General features: G+C 69.8%; 19 protein-coding genes and 6 tRNA genes. 2 read left to right on the forward strand and 23 right to left on the reverse strand.

Going from position 1 to position 22,797, the window contains the following annotated elements:
- Nucleotides 1–87: 87 nt before the first annotated feature.
- The 10 genes from LZ198_RS33520 to LZ198_RS33565 all read right to left on the reverse strand — a co-directional run bounded on the left by LZ198_RS33520 (nt 88) and on the right by LZ198_RS33565 (nt 12,605).
- Nucleotides 88–900 (reverse strand): ABC transporter permease subunit, encoded by an 813-nt coding sequence (locus LZ198_RS33520; RefSeq protein WP_253976209.1) that lies wholly within the window; start codon nt 898–900, stop codon nt 88–90.
- Nucleotides 897–1,781: an ABC transporter permease subunit gene (locus LZ198_RS33525; RefSeq protein WP_253976210.1), complete on the reverse strand. Its 885-nt coding sequence runs from the start codon at nt 1,779–1,781 to the stop codon at nt 897–899. The genes LZ198_RS33520 and LZ198_RS33525 overlap by 4 nt, the downstream gene beginning before the upstream one ends.
- Nucleotides 1,778–3,364, reverse strand: coding sequence for a peptide ABC transporter substrate-binding protein (locus LZ198_RS33530; RefSeq protein WP_253976228.1), 1,587 nt, complete (start codon nt 3,362–3,364; stop codon nt 1,778–1,780). The genes LZ198_RS33525 and LZ198_RS33530 overlap by 4 nt, the downstream gene beginning before the upstream one ends.
- Before the next feature lie 440 nt (nt 3,365–3,804).
- Nucleotides 3,805–6,255, reverse strand: coding sequence for an endopeptidase La (gene lon / locus LZ198_RS33535; RefSeq protein ID WP_253976211.1), 2,451 nt, complete (start codon nt 6,253–6,255; stop codon nt 3,805–3,807).
- 198 nt (nt 6,256–6,453) lie between these two features.
- The gene (locus LZ198_RS33540; RefSeq protein WP_253976212.1) at nt 6,454–8,523 is read right to left on the reverse strand and encodes a prolyl oligopeptidase family serine peptidase; all 2,070 of its coding nucleotides are present in this window, start codon (nt 8,521–8,523) and stop codon (nt 6,454–6,456) included.
- Between the two features lie 300 nt (nt 8,524–8,823).
- Entirely contained in the window at nt 8,824–10,101 is a 1,278-nt protein-coding gene (gene clpX / locus LZ198_RS33545) for an ATP-dependent Clp protease ATP-binding subunit ClpX (RefSeq protein WP_234062687.1), read from the reverse strand.
- 213 nt (nt 10,102–10,314) lie between these two features.
- Nucleotides 10,315–10,935: an ATP-dependent Clp endopeptidase proteolytic subunit ClpP gene (gene clpP / locus LZ198_RS33550; RefSeq protein ID WP_253976213.1), complete on the reverse strand. Its 621-nt coding sequence runs from the start codon at nt 10,933–10,935 to the stop codon at nt 10,315–10,317.
- Nucleotides 10,936–10,968: 33 nt separating this feature from the next.
- On the reverse strand, nt 10,969–12,246 hold the full coding sequence (tig, locus tag LZ198_RS33555) for a trigger factor (RefSeq protein WP_253976214.1): 1,278 nt from the start codon (nt 12,244–12,246) through the stop codon (nt 10,969–10,971).
- Nucleotides 12,247–12,347: 101 nt separating this feature from the next.
- A tRNA-Leu gene (locus LZ198_RS33560) sits at nt 12,348–12,429 on the reverse strand.
- A gap of 103 nt (nt 12,430–12,532) precedes the next feature.
- A tRNA-Lys gene (locus LZ198_RS33565) sits at nt 12,533–12,605 on the reverse strand.
- A 372-nt stretch (nt 12,606–12,977) separates the two neighbouring features.
- Between LZ198_RS33565 and bet the strand changes: the two genes are divergently transcribed.
- Nucleotides 12,978–14,066: a phage recombination protein Bet gene (gene bet, locus LZ198_RS33570; RefSeq protein WP_253976215.1), complete on the forward strand. Its 1,089-nt coding sequence runs from the start codon at nt 12,978–12,980 to the stop codon at nt 14,064–14,066.
- A gap of 163 nt (nt 14,067–14,229) precedes the next feature.
- On the opposite strand, the gene LZ198_RS33575 is transcribed toward bet, so the two are convergent.
- From LZ198_RS33575 to LZ198_RS33635, 13 genes are all read right to left on the reverse strand, one after another.
- Nucleotides 14,230–14,303: transfer RNA gene (locus LZ198_RS33575), tRNA-Arg, on the reverse strand.
- Between the two features lie 23 nt (nt 14,304–14,326).
- Nucleotides 14,327–14,400, reverse strand: a tRNA-His gene (locus tag LZ198_RS33580).
- Nucleotides 14,401–14,486: 86 nt separating this feature from the next.
- A tRNA-Arg gene (locus LZ198_RS33585) sits at nt 14,487–14,563 on the reverse strand.
- Between the two features lie 36 nt (nt 14,564–14,599).
- A tRNA-Pro gene (locus tag LZ198_RS33590) sits at nt 14,600–14,673 on the reverse strand.
- Between the two features lie 88 nt (nt 14,674–14,761).
- A complete protein-coding gene (locus LZ198_RS33595; RefSeq protein ID WP_253976216.1) occupies nt 14,762–15,355 on the reverse strand; it encodes an XTP/dITP diphosphatase in 594 nt (197 codons plus the stop codon).
- The gene (rph, locus tag LZ198_RS33600) at nt 15,352–16,065 is read right to left on the reverse strand and encodes a ribonuclease PH (protein WP_253976217.1); all 714 of its coding nucleotides are present in this window, start codon (nt 16,063–16,065) and stop codon (nt 15,352–15,354) included. Before rph ends, LZ198_RS33595 begins: the two co-directional genes overlap by 4 nt.
- An 89-nt stretch (nt 16,066–16,154) precedes the next feature.
- A complete protein-coding gene (locus LZ198_RS33605; RefSeq protein WP_253976218.1) occupies nt 16,155–16,964 on the reverse strand; it encodes an N-acetylmuramoyl-L-alanine amidase family protein in 810 nt (269 codons plus the stop codon).
- A 61-nt stretch (nt 16,965–17,025) separates the two neighbouring features.
- Nucleotides 17,026–18,084: a selenide, water dikinase SelD gene (gene selD, locus LZ198_RS33610; protein ID WP_256560149.1), complete on the reverse strand. Its 1,059-nt coding sequence runs from the start codon at nt 18,082–18,084 to the stop codon at nt 17,026–17,028.
- Nucleotides 18,085–18,129: 45 nt separating this feature from the next.
- Nucleotides 18,130–19,065 carry an FHA domain-containing protein gene (locus LZ198_RS33615; protein ID WP_253976230.1) on the reverse strand — a complete coding sequence of 312 codons (936 nt, stop codon included), beginning with the start codon at nt 19,063–19,065 and terminating at the stop codon, nt 18,130–18,132.
- 5 nt (nt 19,066–19,070) lie between these two features.
- Nucleotides 19,071–19,793 (reverse strand): tetratricopeptide repeat protein, encoded by a 723-nt coding sequence (locus LZ198_RS33620; RefSeq protein WP_253976219.1) that lies wholly within the window; start codon nt 19,791–19,793, stop codon nt 19,071–19,073.
- 42 nt (nt 19,794–19,835) lie between these two features.
- A complete protein-coding gene (locus LZ198_RS33625; RefSeq protein ID WP_253976220.1) occupies nt 19,836–20,540 on the reverse strand; it encodes a hypothetical protein in 705 nt (234 codons plus the stop codon).
- Nucleotides 20,537–21,313 carry an outer membrane protein assembly factor BamD gene (locus tag LZ198_RS33630; RefSeq protein ID WP_253976221.1) on the reverse strand — a complete coding sequence of 259 codons (777 nt, stop codon included), beginning with the start codon at nt 21,311–21,313 and terminating at the stop codon, nt 20,537–20,539. The genes LZ198_RS33625 and LZ198_RS33630 overlap by 4 nt, the downstream gene beginning before the upstream one ends.
- 10 nt (nt 21,314–21,323) lie before the next feature.
- On the reverse strand, nt 21,324–21,827 hold the full coding sequence (locus LZ198_RS33635) for a regulatory protein RecX (protein ID WP_253976222.1): 504 nt from the start codon (nt 21,825–21,827) through the stop codon (nt 21,324–21,326).
- A 34-nt stretch (nt 21,828–21,861) separates the two neighbouring features.
- On the opposite strand from LZ198_RS33635, the gene LZ198_RS33640 reads away from it, so the two are divergent.
- Entirely contained in the window at nt 21,862–22,599 is a 738-nt protein-coding gene (locus LZ198_RS33640; RefSeq protein ID WP_253976223.1) for a hypothetical protein, read from the forward strand.
- The last annotated feature ends 198 nt before the right edge of the window (nt 22,600–22,797 follow it).

Consider the following 22,797-nt stretch of genomic DNA (forward strand, 5'->3'; position numbering starts at 1 on the left):
ACCGATGCGGGCAAAAGGTTTCCGTGTGATGGGAACCCACATGCCGTCGTTGGGAATTCCACAGCCAACGCGCCCCGGAGGCCCTCCTCAGGAGGCCTTGCGAGGGCTCGCCGAGAGCGCCTGGGAGGCGAGCGACGCGCCGAGCACCAGCAGCACCAGCAGCGCCCACGCGGGCAGCACCACACGGCCGCCGCCCTCGTAGATGAGCGCCGCGTAGCTGGTGCCCAGGTAGCGCCCCAGCGACATGGGCTCCATCCGGGCGATGCCGAAGAAGCTCACGGTGGACTCGGTGAGGATGGCGGTGGGCAGGCGGCTCAAGAACACCGCCAGCGCGAAGGGGCGCAGCGCGGGCCACAGGTGGACCCGCAGCACGTGCAGGCCGCCTCCGCCGAGCGCGCGCGCCGCCGCGACGAACTCCTGGCCCTCCAGCGTGGCCAGGCGGTTGCGGAACATGCGCGCCGGCCCGGCCCAGCCCACCAGGGAGAGCGAGACCACCATCAACCCGAAGGGCCCCAGCCCGCCCCCGAGCCCCGCGTCCGACAGCGACTGGCCCGCCAGTTGGAGCACCATCACCACCAGCACGTCCGGCAGCGCGAAGACGGCGTCCACCGCGCGCAGGACGACCTGCTCCAGCGGCCCTCCCGCGAGCCGCGCCACCGCGGCGACGACCAGGCCGATGAGCGTGGACAGCGCGCCGGCGACGAGCCCCACCGCGAGCGACACCCAGAGGCCCCCGAAGGCCAGCTCGCACACGGTGCGGTCCGGCCGCGTGGGGTCCACGCCCAGCGGGCAGCTGCTCGCGAGCCAGTCCGGGAACAGCCGCCCGGCCACGAGGCTCAGCAGGCCCAACCCCACCAGCAGGACGAAGCCGAAGCGGGCGCGCGGAGGGATGGCGTTCATGCCCGGGCCTCCCGCGAGCGCGGATCCACCCAATAGCGGACCGCCTCGATGCCCAGGCTGACGACGACGAGCAGCGACGCGAAGGTGGTGGTGGCCACCACCACGACGGCCACCTGCTTGTTGAGCACCGCGAGCACGTAGAGCTGGCCGAAGTACGGCAGGCCCAGCACGCGCTCCGCCGCGAAGGAGCCGGCCAGCAGCGCGGTGGCCACCGGCCCGACGGCGTCCAGCAGCGCGGGCATCACGTTGGGCAGCACGTGGCGGCGCAGCACCGCGCCCGGAGCCAGCCCCTTGCCGAGCGCGGTGCGCACGTAGTCCCGCGACAGCTCCGTCTCCAGGGCGTCTCCCACGAGCGTGCCCAGGAAGATGCCGGGCCAGAGGGACGTGACGAGCGCGGCGCACAGCTCCGGGAGCAGGTGTCCCCGCTCGACGACGGCGGGCGCCACGAGCAGCGCGGGGATGAACACGGGCGTGCCGAAGGCGACGGCGGGCACCGCGTCCCCCAGCACGGCCCAGCGCCCCTTGCGCCACCGCGTGCGCAGGAGCGCGAACCCGAGCGCCCACGCCAAGGCGAGCGGGAGCGCCATCAGCCCCACGCCGACGCTGCCGGACAGCTTGCGCACCAGCTCGTCGCCGGTGATGCCCTGCGCGCTGGTGCCCAGGCGCTCGCCGCGGAACAGCTTCTCCCACGGGCGCAGGAAGCCCAGCGGCTCGCCGATGCCCAGGTCGCGGCGATAGGACGCCGCCAGCTCCGGAGACACCTGTCGCTTCGTCTCGCTCTCGGTGGTGAGCGGCAGCATCGCCATGAGGAAGTACGAGGCCACCGCGACCACGGGGACCAGCACCAACTGGCGCGCGAGCCGCTGGAGCACGGTCCTCATGGCGTCCCCTCCGCCTGCTTCGCGGCGGGCGCGGCCTGTCGCAACGTGCGCAGGGCCAGGAAGTTGAACGGGTCCACGTCCAGGCCACTGAGCGAGTCGCGGGCCCGGAAGTAGCGGTCGGGATGGTACAGCGGGGCAATCACCGCCTGCTCCCCGATGAGCACCTCCTGGGCCTGCACGTACGACGCGCGCGCCCGGGCCTCGTCGGACTCCGCGTCCGCCGACTCCAGCAGTTGCTCGAAGCGGCGCATGGGCTCACCGCCTCCTTGGGTCTCCCAGCCCGTCTGGTGGTTGCCCTCGCGCTCGAACAGCGTGAAGAACGTGTTGGGGTGCGCGTAGTCCCCGCCCAGCCGCCGCAGGTAGAGGTCATACGCACGCGGGCCCTGCGCGGTCCGCCGCGAGACCTCCGCCGTGAAGTCCGAGCGCGCCTCCAACACCACCTGCACGCCCACCTTCGCCAGCTGCGCCACCACGCGCTCGGCGATGGCCACCTCCGGCACGAAGTTGTCTCCAGCGCGGTAGATGAGCCGCAGGGGGCGGTCCAGGCCCGCCAGGCCCGCCAGCTCCGCGCGGGCCCGTTCGGGCTCGTAGTGGGGCAGGCGCGTGGCCTCCTCGGCGGTGGCGGCGCCGGGCAGCTCCGGCGGCAGCAACACGTGCGAGGGCCTCGCGGCCGGCAGCAACCCCGCCATCAGCGCCTCCCGGTCCAGGGCGCGGGACAGCGCGCGGCGGACCTCCGGCCGGTCGAGCGGCGGCGTCTCCGTGTTGAACGCGAGGTAGTACGTGGACAGGAGCGGCTCGCGCTGGAGGTCGTCGGGTCGACGCACGCGCAGGGCCGCGGCGCTGTCCACGAAGACGAAGTCCACGCGGCCCCGTTCGTACAGCGCGGGGCCGATCTCCGACTTCATCAGGGTGATGACGGGCACGGGCGTCTCGCCCGGGTCCAGCGGTACCGGGAACGCCGAGCGGGGGTTGTGCACCAACCGCACGCGCTCGCCCGCGCGGTCCCAGCTCTCCACGCGGTACGGCCCCAGCGCCAGCGGGCGTCCGTCGCGCGGCCGGTCGAAGTAGTCACGCACCGCCTCGTCGGAGCGCCCCTCGAGGTCCGCGGCCGGCGCCGGATAGAAGATGTAGACGTTGGCCACGCGGGCCAGGAAGTAGCTGCGCGGATGCGCCAGGGTGACCTTCAGCGTGTGCGCGTCCACGGCCTCGACGCCCACGCGCTCGAGCGCCGCGCGGACCTCCGCCTCCGGCGCGAGCCTCTCCTGGAGCGCCAGCGCCTCCGAGGCCCCCTCCAGGTCCGCCATCTCCCCGCGCTCGCGTCCCCGCAGCGAGCGCCGCCAGCCCACGACGAAGTCGCGCGCGGTGAGCAGCGAGCCATCCGACCAGTGCACGTCCTGGCGCAGGTGGAAGACGTATACCTCGCGCCCGTCGGCGTCGCGGGAGCGCTCCCAGCGCTCGGCCAACCCCGGCTGGACGGAGTGGTCCGAGCCCAGCTGCGTCAGCCCCCGCTGGGTGGCCAGCATCACCGGATAGTTCGCCCAGCTCTCCGGATCCGAGTGGCTCCAGTCGAGCGTGGTGGGCATGGCCGGCACCACGACCTTCACGCCTGGGTCCGGCTGGAAGCCGCACGGCCCACACGCCCCGGTCACCCAACCGAGGAGCAGACACCACCAGACGAGTCGAGCGCGCGCGGACACCGCCGCACGTTGTACCCCGAAGCACCGGACTCCAGGAAAGGGGAAGCCAGGAATGCCCAGGCCCCCGCTCGGCCTCCTGGTGCTCCGGGCCCGTCCCATGAGCCCCCGCGAGGCGCCCGGCACGCCACGCGCGCGCCGCGCCACCTCACGTCCCCCCGCGGCTGGGACGCGCGCCACGAGGCAGGGCCCAGCCCCACCCCGAGCCGCTGTGTGGCCTGCCCCGCAGACGACGACGCCAGGAGACCGGCGACCCGAGGGTCATCCGATGTCCTGGCGCATCGAGGGGCCCCGGTCAGCAGGAGCCCCGGGCCGTCGTCCGCCCGCCGCTAGGCCGGAGCCGGGGCGGTGGGAGCGTCGCCGGTGGCCGGCAGCTTGAGGCCGTCGGTGACGGGCTTGGAGCGGCCGAACTCCTCCGGCTTCTCCAGCACCAGCGCCTCGCGCAGCACGTCGTCCACGAACTCCACCGGGACGATGCGCAGCTGCTTGCGGATCTTCAGCGGGATGTCCTTCAGGTCCTTCTTGTTCGCCTTCGGGATGAGGACCGTCTTGATGCCCGCGCGGTGCGCGGCCAGCGTCTTCTCCTTCAGGCCACCGATGGGCAGCACGCGCCCGCGCAGGGTGATTTCCCCCGTCATGGCCACGTCGCGGCGGATGTGGATGCGCGTGAGCGCGCTCACCAGCGCCGTGCAGATGGTGACACCCGCGGACGGACCGTCCTTGGGAATCGCGCCCTCCGGCAGGTGGACGTGGATGTCGTAGTTCTCGAACACCTTGCGGTCGATGCCGAAGCGCTCCGCCCGGCTGCGCACGTACGACATGGCGGCCTGCGCCGACTCCTGCATCACCTCGCCCAGCTTGCCGGTGATGATGAGCTTGCCCTTGCCCGGCATCACGGTGGCCTCGGTGGTGAGGATCTCCCCGCCCAGCTCCGTCCACGCCAGGCCCGTGACGATGCCCACCTGGTCCTCCCGCTCCGCCACGCCGTAGCGGTAGCGCGGGGTGCCCAGGAACTTCATCGCCATCTTCCGGTCCACCTCGATGTCCCGCTTGCCGTTCTTCAGCACGTCGCGGGCAATCTTGCGGAACACGCCGCCAATCTCACGCTCCAGCGAGCGCACGCCGGACTCGCGCGTGTAGCGGTGGATGATGGTGCGCAGCGCCTCGTGGCTGAAGTCGACCTTGATGTCCGTCAGCCCGTTGGCCTCCTGCTCCTTCGGGATGAGGTAGCGCCGGGCGATGGAGAGCTTCTCCGGCTCGGTGTACCCCGCGATGCGGATGACCTCCATGCGGTCCTGCAGCGGACCGGGGATGTTGTGCATCGTGTTCGCGGTGCAGATGAACATCACCTTGGACAGGTCGTAGTCGAGGTCCAGGTAGTGGTCGTTGAAGTTGTGGTTCTGCTCGGGGTCCAGCACCTCCAGCAGCGCCGCGCTCGGGTCGCCACGGAAGTCGGTGGACATCTTGTCGATCTCGTCGAGCAGGAAGACGGGGTTGTTGCTGCCCGCCTTCTTCAGCGACTGGATGAGCTTGCCCGGCATCGCGCCGATGTACGTGCGCCGGTGGCCGCGGATCTCCGCCTCGTCACGCACGCCGCCCAGGGACAGGCGCACGAACTTGCGGCCCGTGGCCCGCGCGATGGAGCGCGCCAGCGACGTCTTGCCCACGCCCGGAGGACCCACGAAGCACAGCACGGGGCCCTTGAGCTTCTTCACCAGCTGCTGCACCGCGAGGTACTCGAGGATGCGCTCCTTCGGCTTCTTCAGGCCGTAGTGGTCCTCGTTGAGCACCGTCTCCGCCTCCGTCACGTCGAGACGGTCCTGCGTCTCGTCGTACCAGGGCAGGCTGATGATCCAGTCGATGTAGTTGCGGACGACCGTGGCCTCGGCGCTCATCGGGCTCATCATCCGGAGCTTCTTCAGCTCCTTCTTGACCTTGAGCGTGGCCTCCTTGCTCATCCGCTTGTTCTTCAGCTTCTCTTCGATCTCCTGGATCTCGTTCTTGAACTCGTCGCGCTCACCCAGCTCCTTCTGAATGGCCTGCATCTGCTCATTCAGGTAGTACTCCTTCTGGGTCTTCTCCATCTGCTTCTTGACGCGGGTGCGGATCTTCTTCTCCACCTGGAGGATTTCGATCTCGCCCTGCATCAGCTCGTAGAGCTTCTCCAGCCGCTTGGCCGGGGACTCCGTCTCGAGCAGCGCCTGCTTGTCGTTCAGCTTCAGCGACAGGTGCGCGACGATGGTGTCGGCCAGCCGCGCCGGGTCATCGATGCTGGCCACCTGCATCAGCATCTCCGGCGGGATGCGCTTGTTGAGTTTGACGAAGGCCTCGAACACGGAGTGGACGCTGCGAACGAGCGCCTCCAGCTCCACGCTCTTCTCCGTCTGCTCCTCGACCTCCTCCACCTCCACCATGAAGAAGGCGTCGTTCGGGTGGAACTTCTTCACCCGGGCGCGGCGCACGCCTTCCACGAGCACCTTCACCGTGCCGTCCGGCAGGGACAGGAGCTGGATGACGTGGCCCACCGTTCCGAAGTGGAAGATGTCGTCGGGAGAGGGGTCGTTCGTCTTGGCCTTCTTCTGGGCGGCCAGCAGGATGACGGCCTTGTCGTCCGGCCCCTTGTGCGCCATCGCGTCCTTCAACGCCGCGATGGACTTCTCCCGGCCGACGAACAGCGGAACCACCATGTGCGGGAACACGATGATGTCCCGAAGGGGCAAGAGCGGGACGGTGAGTCCGCGCTTCTGGGCTTCCTTCTTGTCGTCACGTCCGAAGAACATGTATCCGCCACCTGCTGGCCTGCCGGGAAGGTAGGCCCCTGAAGAGTTGCCCGGTTGCTCGACCAGCAAGCGCATACCGGGGGTGAAGCACGTCTATAACACGTCGGTTTCAGACACCGTTCCCCGCCTCAACATTGGGGAAGGTGCTGCTGCCATCAAGGGAACACCCGAAGCCGTCTCGGGCGTCCGCCCGGGGTGTCAGCGGGCCTGCGCTGGCACCCCACCCTGGAGCCCTCCCACCTCCAACACCTGGAAAAGGAACGCATAGAGGTCCGCACTGGACTCAATGCTCCGGACCACCTGGTCCGCGCCACTGTGTCCGGCGTTCATTTCGATGCGAAGCAGTGCGGGCGCCTGGTTGCCCACCACGTTCTGCACCGCGGCGACGAACTTGCGGGCGTGCATGGGGTCCACCCGGTCGTCGTGGTCCGCGGACATCATCAGCAGCGCCGGGTAGCGCACGTCCGGGCGGACGTGGTGGTAGGGCGAGTAGGCATACAGCGTCTGGAAGTCCTCCGGCTTCTCCGCGGAGCCGTACTCCGGAATCCAGGTCCGGCCGCTGCCGAAGAGGTGGTAGCGCACCATGTCCAGCAGGGGCACCGCGCACACCACCGCGCCGTAGAGCTCCGGCCGCTGCGTCATGGCCGCCCCCACCAGCAGGCCGCCGTTGCTGCCGCCGTGGATGGCCAGCCGGCGGGGCTGGGTGTACTTCTCCCGCACGAGGTACTCGGCCGCCGCGTGGAAGTCGTCGAAGACGTTCTGCTTGCGCCCCAGCCGGCCCGCCTCGTGCCACTCCTTGCCGTACTCGCCGCCCCCGCGCAGGTTGGCCACCGCGTACACCCCGCCCGCGTCCAGCCAGGGCAGGATGCTGGCCCGGAAGGCCGGCTGCATGTTCACGTTGAAGCCGCCGTACCCGTAGAGCAGCGTGGGGGCGTTGCCGTCGCGCGCCAGGCCCTTGCGGTACACCAGGAACATGGGCACCCGGGTGCCGTCCTTCGACGGGTAGAAGACCTGGTCCACGGTGTACGCGGACGGGTCCATGGGCAGCTCCACCTTCGCCCACAGCGACGAGGCCCCCGTGGCCACGGACGTCTTGAAGACGAGCCGGGGCGTGGTGAAGGACGTGAAGATGAAGTACGCCTCGTCGCGGTCCTCCAGACCGTACAGGTTGGACGCCGCGCCCACGCCGGGCAGCGCCACCGTGCGCACGGGCCGCCCGTCGAGCGTCGTCACGCGCACCTCCGTGGTGGCGTCCTTCATGTACTCCAGCGCCAGGTGCCCGCCGACGACGGACAGGGACTGCAGCGACGCCGTCGTGTCCTCGGGGACGAGCTCCTTCCACGCCGCGCGCTCGGGGTGCCGGGGGTCCACCGCGAAGATGCGCCCCTTGGGGGCCCCCTCGTCCGTGGTGACGTAGAAGACGTCCTTCCAGGCGTGCAGGCTGTAGGTCGCCCCCTCGCCCTTCACCAGCAGGCGGAAGTCCTTCTCGCCCACGCGCTTCCAGTAGATGTCGTTCTCGCTCCAGCCGCGCGAGATGACGACGAACAGGTAGCGCCCGTCCCGGCTCAGGTCCCCGGCCAGGAAGGTGGACGGGTCCCCGGTGCGCGGGTGGATGACGACGTCCTTCGCCGGCGACTGCCCCAGCGCGTGGTAGCGCAGCGTGGTGTGGCCGGGGCGCTCGTCCACGGGGATGGAGGAGTCGGTGGGCAGCCACTCGTAGTAGAAGCCCTTGCCGTCCGGCGTCCACTTGGGCGAGGCGTACTTGCCCCCCTCGATGACGTCGACCTCGGACCAGACGCCGGTGTCCACGTCCACCACGTGCAGCACGGCCTCGTCCGCCGCGTTGGGCCGCTGGGCGAAGGCCAGCTTGCGGCCATCCCACGAGGGCGCCCAGGTGCCCATGGACACGGAGCCATCCGCGCTCCAGGTGTTCGGGTCCAGCAGGACCTTCTCCGGCCCGTTCTCGCCGTCACGCCAGTACAGGACACTCTTCTCCTTGTCCTTGTGGGTGCGGATGTAGAAGTAGCGGTCACCCCGGCGCATGGGGGTGGAGATGGCGTCCACGTAGAACAGCGCGTTGAAGCGGCGCACCAGCGCGTCGCGCACGGGCACCTGGGCGAGCGTCTGCCGCGCCAGCGTGTCCTGGGCGCGCATCCACGCCTGCACCTCCGGCGCCTTCTCGTCTTCCAGCCACCGGTAGGCGTCCGCCACGGGCACGCCGTGCACCGAGTCCACCACCGCGTCCGCCCGCGTCACCGGGTAGTCCATGCGCGCGTGTCCCTCCGAGGAAGCCCGCGACGCGCCCGGCGCCGCTGGGGTCGATTCCCGCACGGCCCCCGTCGAGCTGACGCAGGCCATGAGCATCAACACAGGAGACACAAGCAGGGCTCTCATACGGAAGAGCACATACAGAAAGCCACTGGCGCGTCCCACAAAAACCGTGGCGCCGCCGGGAGTGCTCCTCCCCCGGCAATGAACAGGGCGCGCCCGGGTCGTCTGGAACGACCCTTGACGCGCCCCGTCAAGTCACGACCGGGGGCCCTTGGAAGGGGCCTCCGGGCGGGTGGCTCAGGCCGATTCCTTCTTCGGTTCGGCCTCCTTGTCGGTGGCGTGCAGCACCACCGGCTCGCTCTTCTTGAGGATGACCTCCTCGGAGATGAGCACCTCGCGCACCGTCTTGCGGGAGGGGATTTCGTACATCACGTCCAGCATGGCCGACTCCAGGATGGAGCGCAGGCCGCGGGCGCCCGCCTTGCGGCGGATGGCCTCGCTGGCGATGGCCTTGAGGGCGCCGTCCGTGAACTTCAGCGCCACGCCGTCCAGCTCGAAGAGCTTGCGGTACTGCTTGGTGAGCGCGTTCTTCGGCTGGTTGAGGATGTTGATGAGCGCGGGCTCGTCCAGCTCCTCCAGCGCGGTGATGATGGGCAGGCGGCCGATGAACTCCGGAATCATGCCGAACTTGAGCAGGTCCTCCGGCTCCACGTGCTTGAGCAGCTCCGTGAGGTTGCGCTGCTTCTTCGACTGGATGTCCGCGCCGAAGCCCAGGCTGCGTCCGCCCAGGCGGCGCTCGATGACCTGGTCCAACCCGCCGAACGCGCCGCCGCAGATGAAGAGGATGTTGGTGGTGTCCACCTGCAGGAACTCCTGCTGCGGGTGCTTGCGGCCGCCCTTGGGCGGGACGTTGGCCACCGTGCCCTCGATGATCTTCAGGAGCGCCTGCTGCACGCCCTCGCCGCTGACGTCGCGGGTGATGGAGGGGTTCTCCGACTTGCGGGCGATCTTGTCGATCTCGTCGATGTAGACGATGCCGCGCTGGGCGCGCTCGATGTCGTGGTCGGCCGCCTGGAGCAGGTTGACGATGATGTTCTCCACGTCCTCGCCCACGTAGCCGGCCTCCGTGAGGCACGTGGCGTCCGCGATGGTGAAGGGGACGTTGAGGATGCGCGCCAGCGTCTGCGCCAGCAGCGTCTTGCCGCTACCGGTGGGGCCCAGCAGGAGGATGTTGCTCTTCTGGAGCTCCACGTCCTCCATGGCGACCTTGGACTCGATGCGCTTGTAGTGGTTGTGCACCGCCACCGACAGCGTCTTCTTCGCGCGCTCCTGGCCGATGACGTACTCGTCCAGCACGGCCTTGATTTCGGAGGGCCGGGGGATGCGCAGCTTGGTGTCCTTGGTCTCCTCGCGGTCGATCTCCTCCGCGATGATGTCGTTGCACAGCCCGATGCACTCGTCGCAGATGTAGACCGTCGGTCCCGCGATGAGCTTCTTCACCTCCTTCTGCGACTTGCCGCAGAAGGAGCAGCAGAGGGTCTGGTTGTCTCGCTTCTCCACGTTCTTACCCGCCATGAAATCCCTCGCTGCGCCTGTAGAGCCGCCGCCCGTCCCACGCCCCGAACCCGGCCTTGGGGCAATCTAGTCAGCCCCCATCCGGATCGTCCACGCGCCTTCCCGGTACTTAACAGGGGCGGGTGACGGGCGCAGAAAGCAGAAAGCCGGAGTCGCGGGGAGAGATTCCCGCGGCTCCGGCTGCCAGCCGAGGCACCAAGCCCCGGCGACCGGCTACTTCTTCTCGTCCTTGCCCAGCCCCACGACCTTCCGGGGGTTCTGGATCTCATCGATGATGCCGTAGGCCTTCGCCTCCGTGGCACCCATGAAGTAGTCCCGGTCCGTGTCCTTCTCCACGCGCTCGATGCCCTGGCCGGTGTGCTTGACGATGAGCTCGTTGAGCTTCGCCTTCATCCGGAGGATTTCGCGCGCCTGGATTTCGATGTCCGTCGCCTGGCCCCGCACCCCACCGAGCGGCTGGTGGATCATGATGCGGCTGGACGGCAGGGCGTAGCGCTTGCCCTTCGTCCCAGCGAGCAGGAGGACGGCCCCCATGGACGCCGCCTGTCCCACGCAGATGGTGGAGACCGGCGGCTTGACGTACTGCATCGTGTCGTAGATGGCCATGCCGGCCGTCACGGAGCCGCCGGGCGAGTTGATGTAGAGGTTGATGTCCTTGTCCGGATCCTCGGACTCGAGGAACAGCAGCTGGGCGACGATGACGTTGGCCACGTCGTCGTCGATCTCCGTGCCCAGCATGATGATGCGGTCCTTCAGGAGCCGGCTGTAGATGTCGTACGAGCGCTCACCGCGGTGCGTCTGCTCGATGACGTAGGGAACGGGCATGAAGGGCATGTCGACCTCGAGAGAGGGCTCGGAAAGCGAACCTCACGAATACTTCGCTCGCCCCTTCAGGAATTCAATCGTCTTTTCCTCCCGGAGTCGCAGAGCCAACCCGAGCCGCTCGTCCGGGCCCTTGAAGTACTTCCTCACGGTGGCCACGGGCTGACCCGCCTCGGTGGCGAGCTGCTCGATGCGCGCGTCCACGTCCGCGTCGTTGGCCTGGATGCCCTCCTTGAGGGCGATGGACTCCAGGAGCAGCGTGCCCTTCACTTCCTGGACGGCCTTCTCGCGCATCTCCTCGCGCAGGCGGTTGAAGTCCAGGTTGAGGCGGCTGGGGTCGACGCCCGAGCGCTGCAACTGCTGCAGGGCGCCCCGCAGCATGGAGTCCATGGCGCGCTCCACCATGGCGCGCGGCACGTCGAACGCGTTGCGCTCCACGAGCACCTTGACCAGGGCCTCGCGCTCGTCGTTGTCCGCCTGCGAACGGCGCGCCTTCTCCATGTCTGTGCGGAGCTTGGTGCGCAGCTCGTCCAGGGACTGGGCGATGCCCGTCTCCTTGGCGAAGTCGTCGTTGAGCTCGGGGACGACCTCCTTCTTGAGGTCCTTGAGGGTGACGTGGAAGCGGCCCGTCTTCCCCTTCACCTCTTCCACCCGGTAGTCGGCGGGGAAGGCGTAGTCGATGTCCTTGGACTCGCCCACCTTCACGCCCTCCAGGGCGGCGATCTTCGACTCGACCAGCTCACCGGGCTGCACCTGGACGGTGATGCCCTCGGCCTTGCTGCCCGGGAAGGGCTGGCCGTCCACGGTGGCGTCGAAGTCCACGGTGGCGTAGTCGCCGGAGGCGGCGGAGGTGCGGTCGGTCACGGGGTCGAGCCGGCCCAGCGACTGGCGCATGCGCTCCAGCTGCTCGTTCACCTGCTCGTCGGAGACGGCCGCGTCCACCTTGGCGAGCGGCAGCTCCGCGTACTCCTTGGCCTCCACCTTGGGCTTGACCTCGACGCGGGCCTCGAAGGTGAACGGGGCGTCCGCCTTGAGGCCACCGTTGGTGACCTGCGGGCTGGCGACGACCTCCACCTTGTGCTCGCGCACGGCGTCCAGATAGGCGGTCTGGACCACGCGCTGGATGACCTCGTCCTCGACCTGACCACGGAAGCGCTGCTCGAGGATGCGGCGGGGCACCTTGCCCTGGCGGAAGCCGGGGAGCCGCACCTGCTGACCGAGCGCGGAATAGGCGCGGTTCAGCTCATCCGCCACGCGGGCGGTTTCGACCTCGATGGAGAGCTTCGTCTCGATGGGAGAGAGCTCCTCGACCTGGACCTTCATTCGGGCCTCGCTCGCCGCCGCCGCGGACAGTCGTCCCGGGCAGCGCCGGTTAAGTGGGACGTGCGCCTTTAGGGGATAGGCACGAACGGGTCAACGCGAAATGGGCGAGGAGGGACTCGAACCCTCACACCTTGCGGTACCAGATCCTAAGTCTGGCGCGTCTACCAGTTTCGCCACCCGCCCGAGCACTCGCGTGAGGCCGCCGTCATACCGCGAAACGTCCACTGGACGGCAGGGACGGCGGAAAAAGAAACGGGGCCTCTCCATTTCTGGAGAGACCCCGTGATGAGAGCGGAGGGAATCGAACCCACAACCTATGGATTAAGAGTCCATTGCTCTGCCAATTGAGCTACGCTCCCGGCACTGCGCTCGGCCCGTCGGCTGCGTGACGTCCAAGTGGCGGCGGTAACTACAGAAGCCTGGGCGTGCTGTCAAAATCTATTTTCGTCCGCCGTGCATTCCCACGCCGGGGGCGATCATCTCCACCACAGGGAGTCCGAGTAACGCCGCGCCGCCCGCCCGACGGGCTGGCTGCGACGGTGGCGGCTCCTCCATGAAACAGGTCCACGTCTCCCCTGTTGAACGTCGCCACGGCGCGCGTCCCGGGCCCGGTCCGCCGGACGCACGCGTCACCTGCCCCTGGGGTCCAGGAGTCGCGCCGCCGAGGCACAGGCGGGCGGACGGAGGTCGTCCGCCCTTTTCGCGCAGGACGTATGCAGGAGACGACAGAGATGGAAGCCAACATCCCCCCCAAGGTGGAAGACGCCGGCGCCGCGCTCGGCGGCTGGAGCCGGGAGCGCATGGAGCTCATCCGGCGCACCATCTGCCCCCGGGGCATCAGCGAGGACGAGTTCGCCCTCTTCATCGAGCAGTGCAAGCGCAGCGGACTGGACCCCCTCCTCAAGGAGGCCTTCTGCGTGGCCCGGCGGCAGAACGTGGGCAACCGGGAGCGCCCCAACTGGGTGAACAAGTACGAGTTCCAGCCCTCCGAGGCCGGCATGCTCGCGCGCGCCGAGCGCTTCCCGGACTTCAAGGGCATCCAGGCGAGCGCCGTGTTCGCCGAGGACGACATCGTGGTGGACCAGGGGCGGGGCGAGGTGGTGCACCGCTTCAACCCGGCCAAGCGCAAGGGCGCGCTGGTGGGGGCCTGGTCGCGCGTGGTCCGGGACGGGAAGCTGCCCGTCGTCGTGTGGCTGGACTTCAGCGGCTACGTCCAGCAGACGCCGCTGTGGGCCAAGATTCCCACGACGATGATCGAGAAGTGCGCGCGCGTGGCGGCGCTGCGCAAGGCCTACCCGGAGGCCTTCGGCGGGCTGTACGTCCGCGAGGAGATGCCGGCCGAGGACTTCGACTCCACGCCGGAGCCGGCCACGGGCGGCGCCTACGAGGTGCTGGGCGCGCGCCCCGGCCCGGTGAAGGCGTCCTTCCCCACCCTGCCCGCGCCGCAGGCGACGGTGAAGGAGGACCAGGCCCCGCGGCTGGACGTGGACGTGCCCCTGGCGCCGCTGCCTCCGAAGAGGTCCGCGACGGAGACGTCGACGCCGGAGAAGGACGACGCGCCGGAGCCCACGCCCCGCCTCAAGGCGAGCGCGGTGGTGGTGGCGTTCGGCCCGTACAAGGGGAAGACGGCCTCCGAGCTCTCCGATGAGGAGCTCAGCGAGAGCATCGACCTGGCGAACGAGAAGCTGATGGAGCAGCCGCGCGCGCGCTGGGCCAAGGCGATGCGGGAGAACCTGCTCGCGCTGGAGGCGGAGACGGAGCTGCGCTGCCGCGTCCCCTCCACGGAGAAGAACGGCAACGGCGCGACGCACGGAGCCTGAGGATTAACAGTCTGGCGGGCCTCCGTCCCTTCCCGGACGGGGGCACTGCCACTCCTCGACGAGGAGATTTTGTTGGTGGATTGTTGGTGGCGAAATCCAAGTCCCGTTTCGAGCCTCGAACACCGAATAGAGAATCCGGTGGAGTCTCGGGGAGTTGGGAGAGCGCGCTCGGAGGGACTTGAACCCCCAACCCCTGGGTTCGAAGCCCAGTGCTCTATCCAGTTGAGCTACGAGCGCAAGAAATGAAGGGGGAAAAGGTGGGCGGCCAACCGGGGTCGAACCGGTAACCTCCGGAGTCACAGTCCGGCGCTCTGACCAGTTGAGCTATGGCCGCCGTCACTGCCTACGGCGTTTGAAGCGCGGCTTCCCTATCGCGGAAACCGGGGCCAGTACAAGGCCCAAATGTGATGCCCAGCAGGTTGGCGCCCCAAGCAGGACTCGAACCTGCGACCCCCGACTTAGAAGGTCGGTGCTCTATCCAGCTGAGCTATTGGAGCTGGCCGGGCCGCCTGCATCCACAACGTTACGTCAAGTCGGGGCGAGAGGATTCGAACCTCCGACCCCCTGCGCCCAAGGCAGGTGCGCTACCAGGCTGCGCTACGCCCCGAAAAGTCGTGCGGCATTGTTGAACCATCGCGGACGGACGCGCAAGGGCAACGTGTCTGACTCGCTCTTCCGTCAACACGCGGGCCGCTTCAGAGCGCCAGCAACCGCGACTTCATCTTCCGGAAGGCCGCGCCCCGGTGGGAGATGGCCGACTTCTCCTCGGACGTCAGCTCCGCCATCGACCGGCCACTGTCGGGAAAGACGAAGACGGGGTCGTAGCCGAAGCCGTGGCTGCCCCGGGGCGCGTGGCCGATGCGGCCCTCGCACCGCCCCTCCTCCACGTGCGTGCGCCCGTCCGGCCAGGCCAACGCCAGCGCGCAGCGGAACGACGCCCCGCGCCGGGCGTCCGGCACCCCGGTCAATTCAGCCAGCAGCTTCTCGTAGCGGGCCTTGTCGTCGCCCGGGGCGTAGCGGGCGGACAGCACACCGGGGCGGCCGTCGAGCGCGTCCACGCACAGCCCGGAGTCGTCCGCCAGCGCGGGCAGCCCGGTGGCGCGCGCGTACTCCAGCGCCTTCTTCACCGCGTTGGCCTCGAAGGTGTCGCCGTCCTCCTCCGGCTCCGGCACGGGCGGCAGGTCCGCGAGCGACACCACCTCCACCGCGTCCCCCACCAGCTCGCGCAATTCGCGCACCTTGCCCTTGTTGGTGGTGGCGAACAGCAGCCGGGGCTTGCCCCCGCTCACTCCAGCACCTTCGCCTGCGCGGCCACGAGCTGCTGGATGGCGGCCAGCCCCCCGTCGAGCATCGCGTCGAGCGTCTTGCGGTCGAACAACTGGTGCTCCGCGGTGCCCTGCACCTCCACCATGCGCCCGTCCCCGGTGGCGACGATGTTCAGGTCCACGTCCGCCTTCGAGTCCTCCTCGTAGTCCAGGTCGACGCGCACCTCGCCGCCCACCACGCCCACGGACACCGCCGCCAGCGGCGTCAGCTTGGGCTGCTTGCTGATGACGCCCTGCTTCTGGAGCGAGCGCAGCGCGAGCACCATGGCCACGTAGGCGCCGGTAATCGACGCGGTGCGCGTGCCGCCGTCCGCCTGGAGCACGTCACAGTCCAGCGTGAGGGTGCGCGGGCCCAGCGTGGACAGGTCCACGGCGGCGCGCAGGGAGCGGCCGATGAGGCGTTGGATCTCCATGGTGCGGCCGGACTGCTTGCCCTTGGCCGCCTCGCGCTGGCTGCGCGTGTGCGTGGCGCGCGGGAGCATGCCGTACTCCGCCGTCACCCAGCCGGTGCCCTTGCCCACCAGGTGCGGCGGGACGCGCTCCTCGGTGGAGCAGGTGACGAGCACGCGGGTGTGGCCGAACTCCACCTGCACGGAGCCCTCCGCGTAGCGCGTGACTCCGGGGGTGAGGGTGACGGGGCGAAGGTCCAGTGCACCACGTTGGAAGGAACGCACGGCGAGCTCCTGGGAAGGGAGGTAGGCGCCTCCTCTCTACCAGAGCCACGCGGCGCGGGGGTCGTCCGACTTCATGCGCCCGTGACGACTCAGGGCGTCGACGAGCCCGCCACCTGGGGGAGCCTGGAGGCGTCCCGGCGCCGCGTGTCACGCAGGAAGGCGAGCACGCCCTCGCTGATGGCCTCGGCCAGCTTCTCCTGGTAGTCCTCGCGCGCCAGCCGCACGCCCTCCTCCGGATGGGAGATGTAGCCCACCTCGACGAGGACGGCGGGGCACTCCACCCCGGAGAGGACGAAGAAGGGCGCCTGCTGGACGCCCCGGTCCGCCCCCCGCGTGCGGGCGATGAGCCGGGGGTGGATGGCGTAGGCCAGCCGCGAGGAGTCCGAGTGCGCCTCCGTGCGCACCAGGTCGTCCAGGATGAGGGCCAGCGTGGAGTCGCCGCGCGAGGCGCGGGACATGGGCGCCTCCGCGTTCTCCCGGTCCGCCACCGCCAGCGCGGCCTCGCCCGAGGCGCTCGCGGAGAGGAAGTACGTCTCGATGCCCTCCGTCCGCGCGCGCATGCGGGGCGTGGGCATGGAGTTGGCGTGGATGGAGATGAAGAGGTCCGCGCCGTGGTCGTTGGTCATCGCCACCCGCTCGGTGAGCGACACCAGCGCGTCGCGCTCGCGCGTCAGGTACACGTCACCGCCGGCCGCCTCCAGCCTGGCCCGCAGGCGCAGCGCGATTTGCAGGGCGACCTCCTTCTCCCGCAGCGCGCCGGGGCCCTTGGCGCCTTCCTTCAGGCCTCCGTGGCCCGGGTCGATGACGATGCGCGCGGGCCGCTCCCCCGCCCCGGAGGGGACGGGGAGGAGCCAGCACAGCACGAGGACGGCCACGAGGGGGCGGAGCGACAGCGTCATGCCGGGCGCCATGCTACCGGAGGCCCACCCCGGGCGCGAAATCCCCGCCCGGCCGAGGCGCTCAGCCGATGACGTCGATGCCTGCCCGCCCGGCCCGGACCTCGCCGATGAGGGCCGCGTCCACGCCCGCCCGCTCCAGCGCCTTCAGTGCCTTCAGCGCGTCTCGCGCGGGAACGCTGGCCAGCAGCCCCCCGTTCGTCTGCGCATCCGCGAGCACCCACTGGATGGCCTCCGGCAGACCCTTGGGGAAGCGGACCTTCTTCTTCACGTGCTCCAGGTTGGACCGCGTGCCCCCGGGCACCACGCCGGACTCGGCCAGCGAGGGCACGTCCGCGATGAGGGGGATGCGCTCCAGGTCCAGCGCCGCGCGCGTCTTCGCCCCGGTCATCATCTCCAGCAGGTGACCCAGCAGGCCGTACCCCGTCACGTCGGTGAGGGCGTTCACCTTGAACTTCCCGGAGGCGAAGACCTCGCCCGCGGCGCGGTTGAGCGTGGACATCACCGCCATCACCCGCTTCGCCAGCTCCCGCGACGCGACGCCGCGCTTGATGGCCGTGGTGGCGATGCCGGAGCCCAGGGGCTTGGTGAGCAGCAGCACGTCCCCGGGCCGCGCCCCCGCGTTGGTGAGCACCTTCTTCGGGTGCACCACCCCGGTGACGGCCATGCCGAACTTGGGCTCCGGGTCCCGGATGCTGTGGCCGCCGAGGATGGGGATGCCCGCCTCGTCCGCCTTGGACTGGCCGCCCGCGAGGATCTTCGACAGCACGGACCGCGGCAGCTCGTCCGGGAAGCACACCAGGTTGAGCGCGAACAGCGGACGCGCGCCCATGGCGTAGATGTCCGACAGCGCGTTCGCCGCGGCGATGGCGCCGAACTGGAACGGGTCGTCCACCACGGGCGGGAAGAAGTCGACCGTCTCCACCACCGCCATGCCCGGCGCCAGCTTGTAGACGGCCGCGTCGTCGTTGGTGGCGAAGCCCACCAGCGCCTGGGGGGCCTTCAGGGGCTTGAGCTGTCCGAGGATCTCGGACAGCTCGGAGGCCTTCAGCTTCGCCGCGCAGCCCGCGCAGTGGCTCAGCTCGGTGAGCCGCTTGGGCTTCACCCGCGTCTGGTTCGTCATGTCCGCTCCCCTCGCGAGGCCCGCCCGGGGAGCGGACCGCTCATGTCAGCTGATGCGTACGTACTCGCGCTTGATGAGCTGGACCAGCGCCTCGGCCGTGATGACGTCGTCGGCGTCCGCACGGTCCAGGATGCCCGCCAGGCTTCCGGTGTTGATGACCAGTTGGAGCACGTCCAGGAGCTCCGGCGTCAGCTCCCGGAGCGCGGGCCCCAGGGGGATGGCCAGCTGGAGCGTGGCCTCCGGCGGCGGCAGGCTCGGCTGGAGGCGCTTGAGCTCGTCGAGCTGACGGAGCGCGTCCATCAGCAGCGCCTCCGTGGACGAGTCCAGCTCCACCATGAACTCCTGGCTGTCCGCCGGACGCAGCTCGAAGTCGCCGGACTCCCAGGTGATGATGCGGTTGAAGCTCTTCTGCGGCCCCAGGTTGTGGTTCTCGTTGATGACCGCGTAGTACACGCGGCCCTGGCGCAGGTAGATCTTCCCTTCCTGGGAGCTGTTGACCACCAGCACGCCGTTCTTCTTGGACGTGTGGAACAACTGGAGCAGGTCCGGCAGGGGGATCTCCTCGATCTTCCCCGTCATGGAGCTGCCCTTGGTGGTGGTGCGCGCGGCCTGGGCGGCGGCGGCCTCCTCCAGCTTCTGCTTGGCCAGGCTCTCGTCCACGTTGGCGCCGTCGGCGCCCTGGTGCACGAGCTTGAGGATGGAGGTGCCGATGAGGATGCGGTCCCCCTCCTTGAGCCGGGCCTGCTTCACCTTCTCGCCGTTGACGAAGGTGCCGTTGGTCGAGCCCAGGTCCTCGATGGTGATCTTCCCCTCGGCGAAGCTGATCTTCGCGTGCTTGCGCGAGACCATGTCCTCGACGAGCACCATGTCCAGCTCGCTCGAGCGGCCGATGACGATCTGCTTGTCCGCCTTCAGCGGGAACTCGCCGCCCTGGTACTTCCCGGAGATGAACTTGAGGGCAAAGCTCTTCGAAATGTCCATGGTCATCACCCCGCCTGCTCCACCTTGCCGGGGTCCTTCACCAGGTTGAGGTACATCTGCGCGCTCTTGTTGTCCGGGCTTCGCGCCAGCACGTCCTCCCAGACCTGCACAGCCTCCGCCCTGCGTCCCGCCGAATACAGCGCCACGCCGTACTGGATGCGGCCCGGAAGGAAGGACGGGTTCTGCGCGATGACCTGCTCGTACTCGGCGATGGCGGCCGCGTTGTCACCCGCGTCGCGCAGGGCGTTGCCCAGCTTGAGGCGGATGTCGACGAACTGCGGGCACAGGCCGAGCGCGCGGCGGTACTCCTCGATGGCCTTCTGCCACGCGCCGCTGGACGCGTAGACGTCGCCAATCTCGCCGTACATGTTGGCGATCTTCTTCTCGACGTAGGGGTCGAGCTCGCCAGGGCCGGTCTTCTGCCGGGAGAGGGCGGCCTGGTAGACCTCCTTCGCCTCGGCGTACTTGCCCATGTCGTTGTAGATGACCGCGAGGTTCAGCGCCGCTTCGGTGTAGGCCGGATTGAGGTTCAGCGCGGACTCGAACGCCCGCTGCGCCCGGGCGAACTGGCCCTGGTCGTGGTAGATGATGCCGAGCATGTTGAATACGTCCGCGAACGTCGGATGTGTCTCGACGATCTTCGCGAGGTACTGCTCGGCCTGGGCGTACTGCTTCTTCTCGAAGTAGCCGCGCCCGAGGGTCAGTAGCTGCTTGAGGGGCTCTTCCATGACTCGGCCCGTCCTCGGGCCCTGCCTCCGACGCGGGGTAGCCTACATGAGCCCGGGCGAAAACAAGAATTCGTCACCGTGAAGGGTGAGCGACAAGGCCCGTTGACCCCGGGTGTCCACCGGCCTTGACGGGAGGGAGCCCTGCAACCGCCAGTGCTCCGTGACGACAGCGTCCTCCCGCTCCAACCGGATGTACCACGCCTCGGCCCGATAGACGCGTCCTCGCGTCGACTTCAGTTCGGTCCATTCGGGGCCGCCCACTCCCGGAATTCCGGGGCCCGCGAGCCGGGCCAGGGACTCCGCGTCCGCGGCCTCCAGGCCCCGCCGCCGCGCCTCCAGCGCCGACACCACCGCGACCAGCCGGGGCGCCACGGAGGTCCGGGGGTGCCAGCCGCCGTCGCGGTAGACGAAGGGGACGCGCTCCACCCCGGCGGTGCCCACCCGGGTCTCCCCCAGGGTGCCCTCGAAGTCGAGGGTGGCGAGCGCCTCGGCGGACTTGCGGTCCGGGGCGACGACGACGGTGATGCGGGCGAAGCGCACCTTCTGCGAGGTCAGGGGCCGGGTGACGCCGGGGAGGGCCAGCGACACGCCCTGGGACTCGGCTTCCTTCAGGGCGGTGATGACCTCCGCCTCCGGCCCCGCGGCGAAGCCCAGCAGCCGGGGGATGAGCACGGCGCAGGCGGCGACCACCGCCAACCCGGCGATGACCAGGCCGCCCAGGCGGCTCCACTCCTGCGTGGACCTCACGAACCCAGCATGCGCTGGGCCTTCTCCGCGGCGGGAGTGCCCGGCAGGCGGCGCAGCACCTGGCGCAGGGTGTCCTCGGCGCGCTTCGCGTCGTTGAGCTTCAGGTAGGCGGCGTGCAGGTCGAAGAGGGCGGTCTCCTCGTAGACGGTGCCCGGGTACTTGCTGAGCAGCGCCTCCAGGCGCTGGGCCACGGCCTTCCAGCGCTCACGCTTCTGGTAGAAGCGCGCGACGTACAGCTCGTGCTCCGCCAGCCGCTTGCGCGCCTCCGCCGCGTGCTTGCGCGCCTCCGGGGTGTACTCGGAGTCGGGGTACTGGCGGATGAACTCCTCCATGGTGGCGAGCGCGGCGCGGATCTCCCCCTGGTCCTTCTCCTGGGCCGGCGGCAGCGCGAAGAAGGTGGAGGGGAACTCCTCCACGTGGGTGAGGGCCGAACGGTAGGCCGCGTAGTCCACCTTGGGGTGGGTGGGGTGCAGCTTGATGAAGGCCTGGAACTGGTCGCGGGCCTCGGGGAAGGCCTCGCGGGCGAACTCCACGTCGGCCAGCCGCAGCTCCGCGTCTCGCGCGGCCTCCTGGTATGGGTACTTCGCCCGGACGTACTCGAAGTACTTCTGGGCCTTGAGGAGGTCCTTGTTCTCCAGGGCCTCGGAGCCGAGCTTGAGGTTCTCCTCGGCGGTGGCGGCGTAGTCAGGCTCTCCCGCCTGGCTCCCGGAGAGGGAGGCGCAGCCGGAGGAGAAGAGCAGGACGGCGGTCAGGAAGGCGACGACGGAACGCATCGCCGGCACGCTATTCGTCCCGCCCCGAGGGGTCCAGTGGAGGTTCACCGAGTACCTGGTGGACGACGTCCGGCGAGAATCCACGGCCCGACAGGAGGCGTGCGGCCTTCGCCCATGCCTTCCCGTCGGAGGGGCGGGCCGCCAGCCCCCGCTTCCTGAGCACCGCGCGCGCCGCGGCGGGGGCGTCGAAGTCCACCTGGGTGCTGGCGTCCTGGAGGGCCTCCCGGGCCGCGTCGTCCGACAGTCCGTGAGCGGCCAGACGCTGGAGCACGGCGCCGGGGCCCTTGCCGTCGCGCAGCAGCACCTCCGCCCGCGCGCGGCCGAAGCGCGCGTCGTCGAGGTAGCCCCACCCCTCCAGCCGCGCCAGGGCCGCGTCGCGCACGGCGGGGGCAAAGCCCTTCTTCTCCAGGGCGGCGTCGAGTTCGTGGCGGGTGCGGGCCCGCGCGCCGAGCAGCTTCACGCCGACATCCGTGGCGCGCTGGACGGCCTCCGGGCCTTCGTCCTCCGGGAGCATGGCGGGATACCTAGCATGTGGTAACAGGCCCGGCATGCATCCTGTCCTCGCCCGCTTCCTCACCGCCGATGTCGCGAAGGAGACGCTCCGCAAGCAGCAGGCGGGCGACTCCCTGTCCCCGGAAGAGACGTCCTTCACCGAGGCGGCCCGCGCCCATCCCCGGCAGGCCGCCATCCTCATGGACGTGGGAGGCCGCGTCCTGTCCTCGGACGCCCAGGCCGCGCTGGTGCTGCTGGCCGCGCACGCGTCCGCGCGCGCCATCCTCGACGACGCGGAGCTGGCCGAGCCGGCGGGCAAGGCGCGCGCGGCGTTGACCGAGGAAGGCGCCAGCGAGGAGGAGACGGACGCGTTCATCGCCTCCATCCTCCTGGAGGAGGCCTTCGGCTACGAGCAGGACGTGGACACGTTCGACCGCGAGTACGTGAAGGAGGCCCTGGGCGAGGTGCCCGCGCTGGCCGGCCTCACGAAGGAGGCGGTGGACGCGCTGTTCCTGGGCTTCGTGAAGGGCGCGGGCAACGACGCCGAGCGCAAGGTGCGAGAGGGCATGGCGCGCGCCCTGTTCGACATCGCCTGGGCGGAAGGCCCCGCCCCCATCAACCCCGAGCACATCGAGGCGCTGCTGGACGCGGAGGTCGCCGACAAGCCCGAGGAGGAGCAGGAGGCGAAGATCCACGCCACCGCCCTGCTGCTCCAGGCGCTCTCCCGCGAGGGCCTCATGGGCCCCCTGCGCCTGTCCCGCCTGCGCGCGATGCTGGGCGAAGAGGACGCGTAGGAGCACGGCTTCGCGGCGGGCCCGTGACGGCGCCCGCCGGAGACGCCCACTTCAGAAGCGTTCGATCTGGAAGTCGTCGTCGCCCCCGGCGGCCGGAGCGGCGGGTGCTGCCGGGGCCGGCGCGGGCGGACGCGCTACGGGCGGCGCGGCGGGACGGGCCACCGCGGGCGCGGGGCCGGAGGGACGGGCCACGCCGGG

The sequence above is a fragment of the Myxococcus dinghuensis genome, assembly GCF_024198235.1.
GTDB classification, from domain to species: domain Bacteria; phylum Myxococcota; class Myxococcia; order Myxococcales; family Myxococcaceae; genus Myxococcus; species Myxococcus dinghuensis.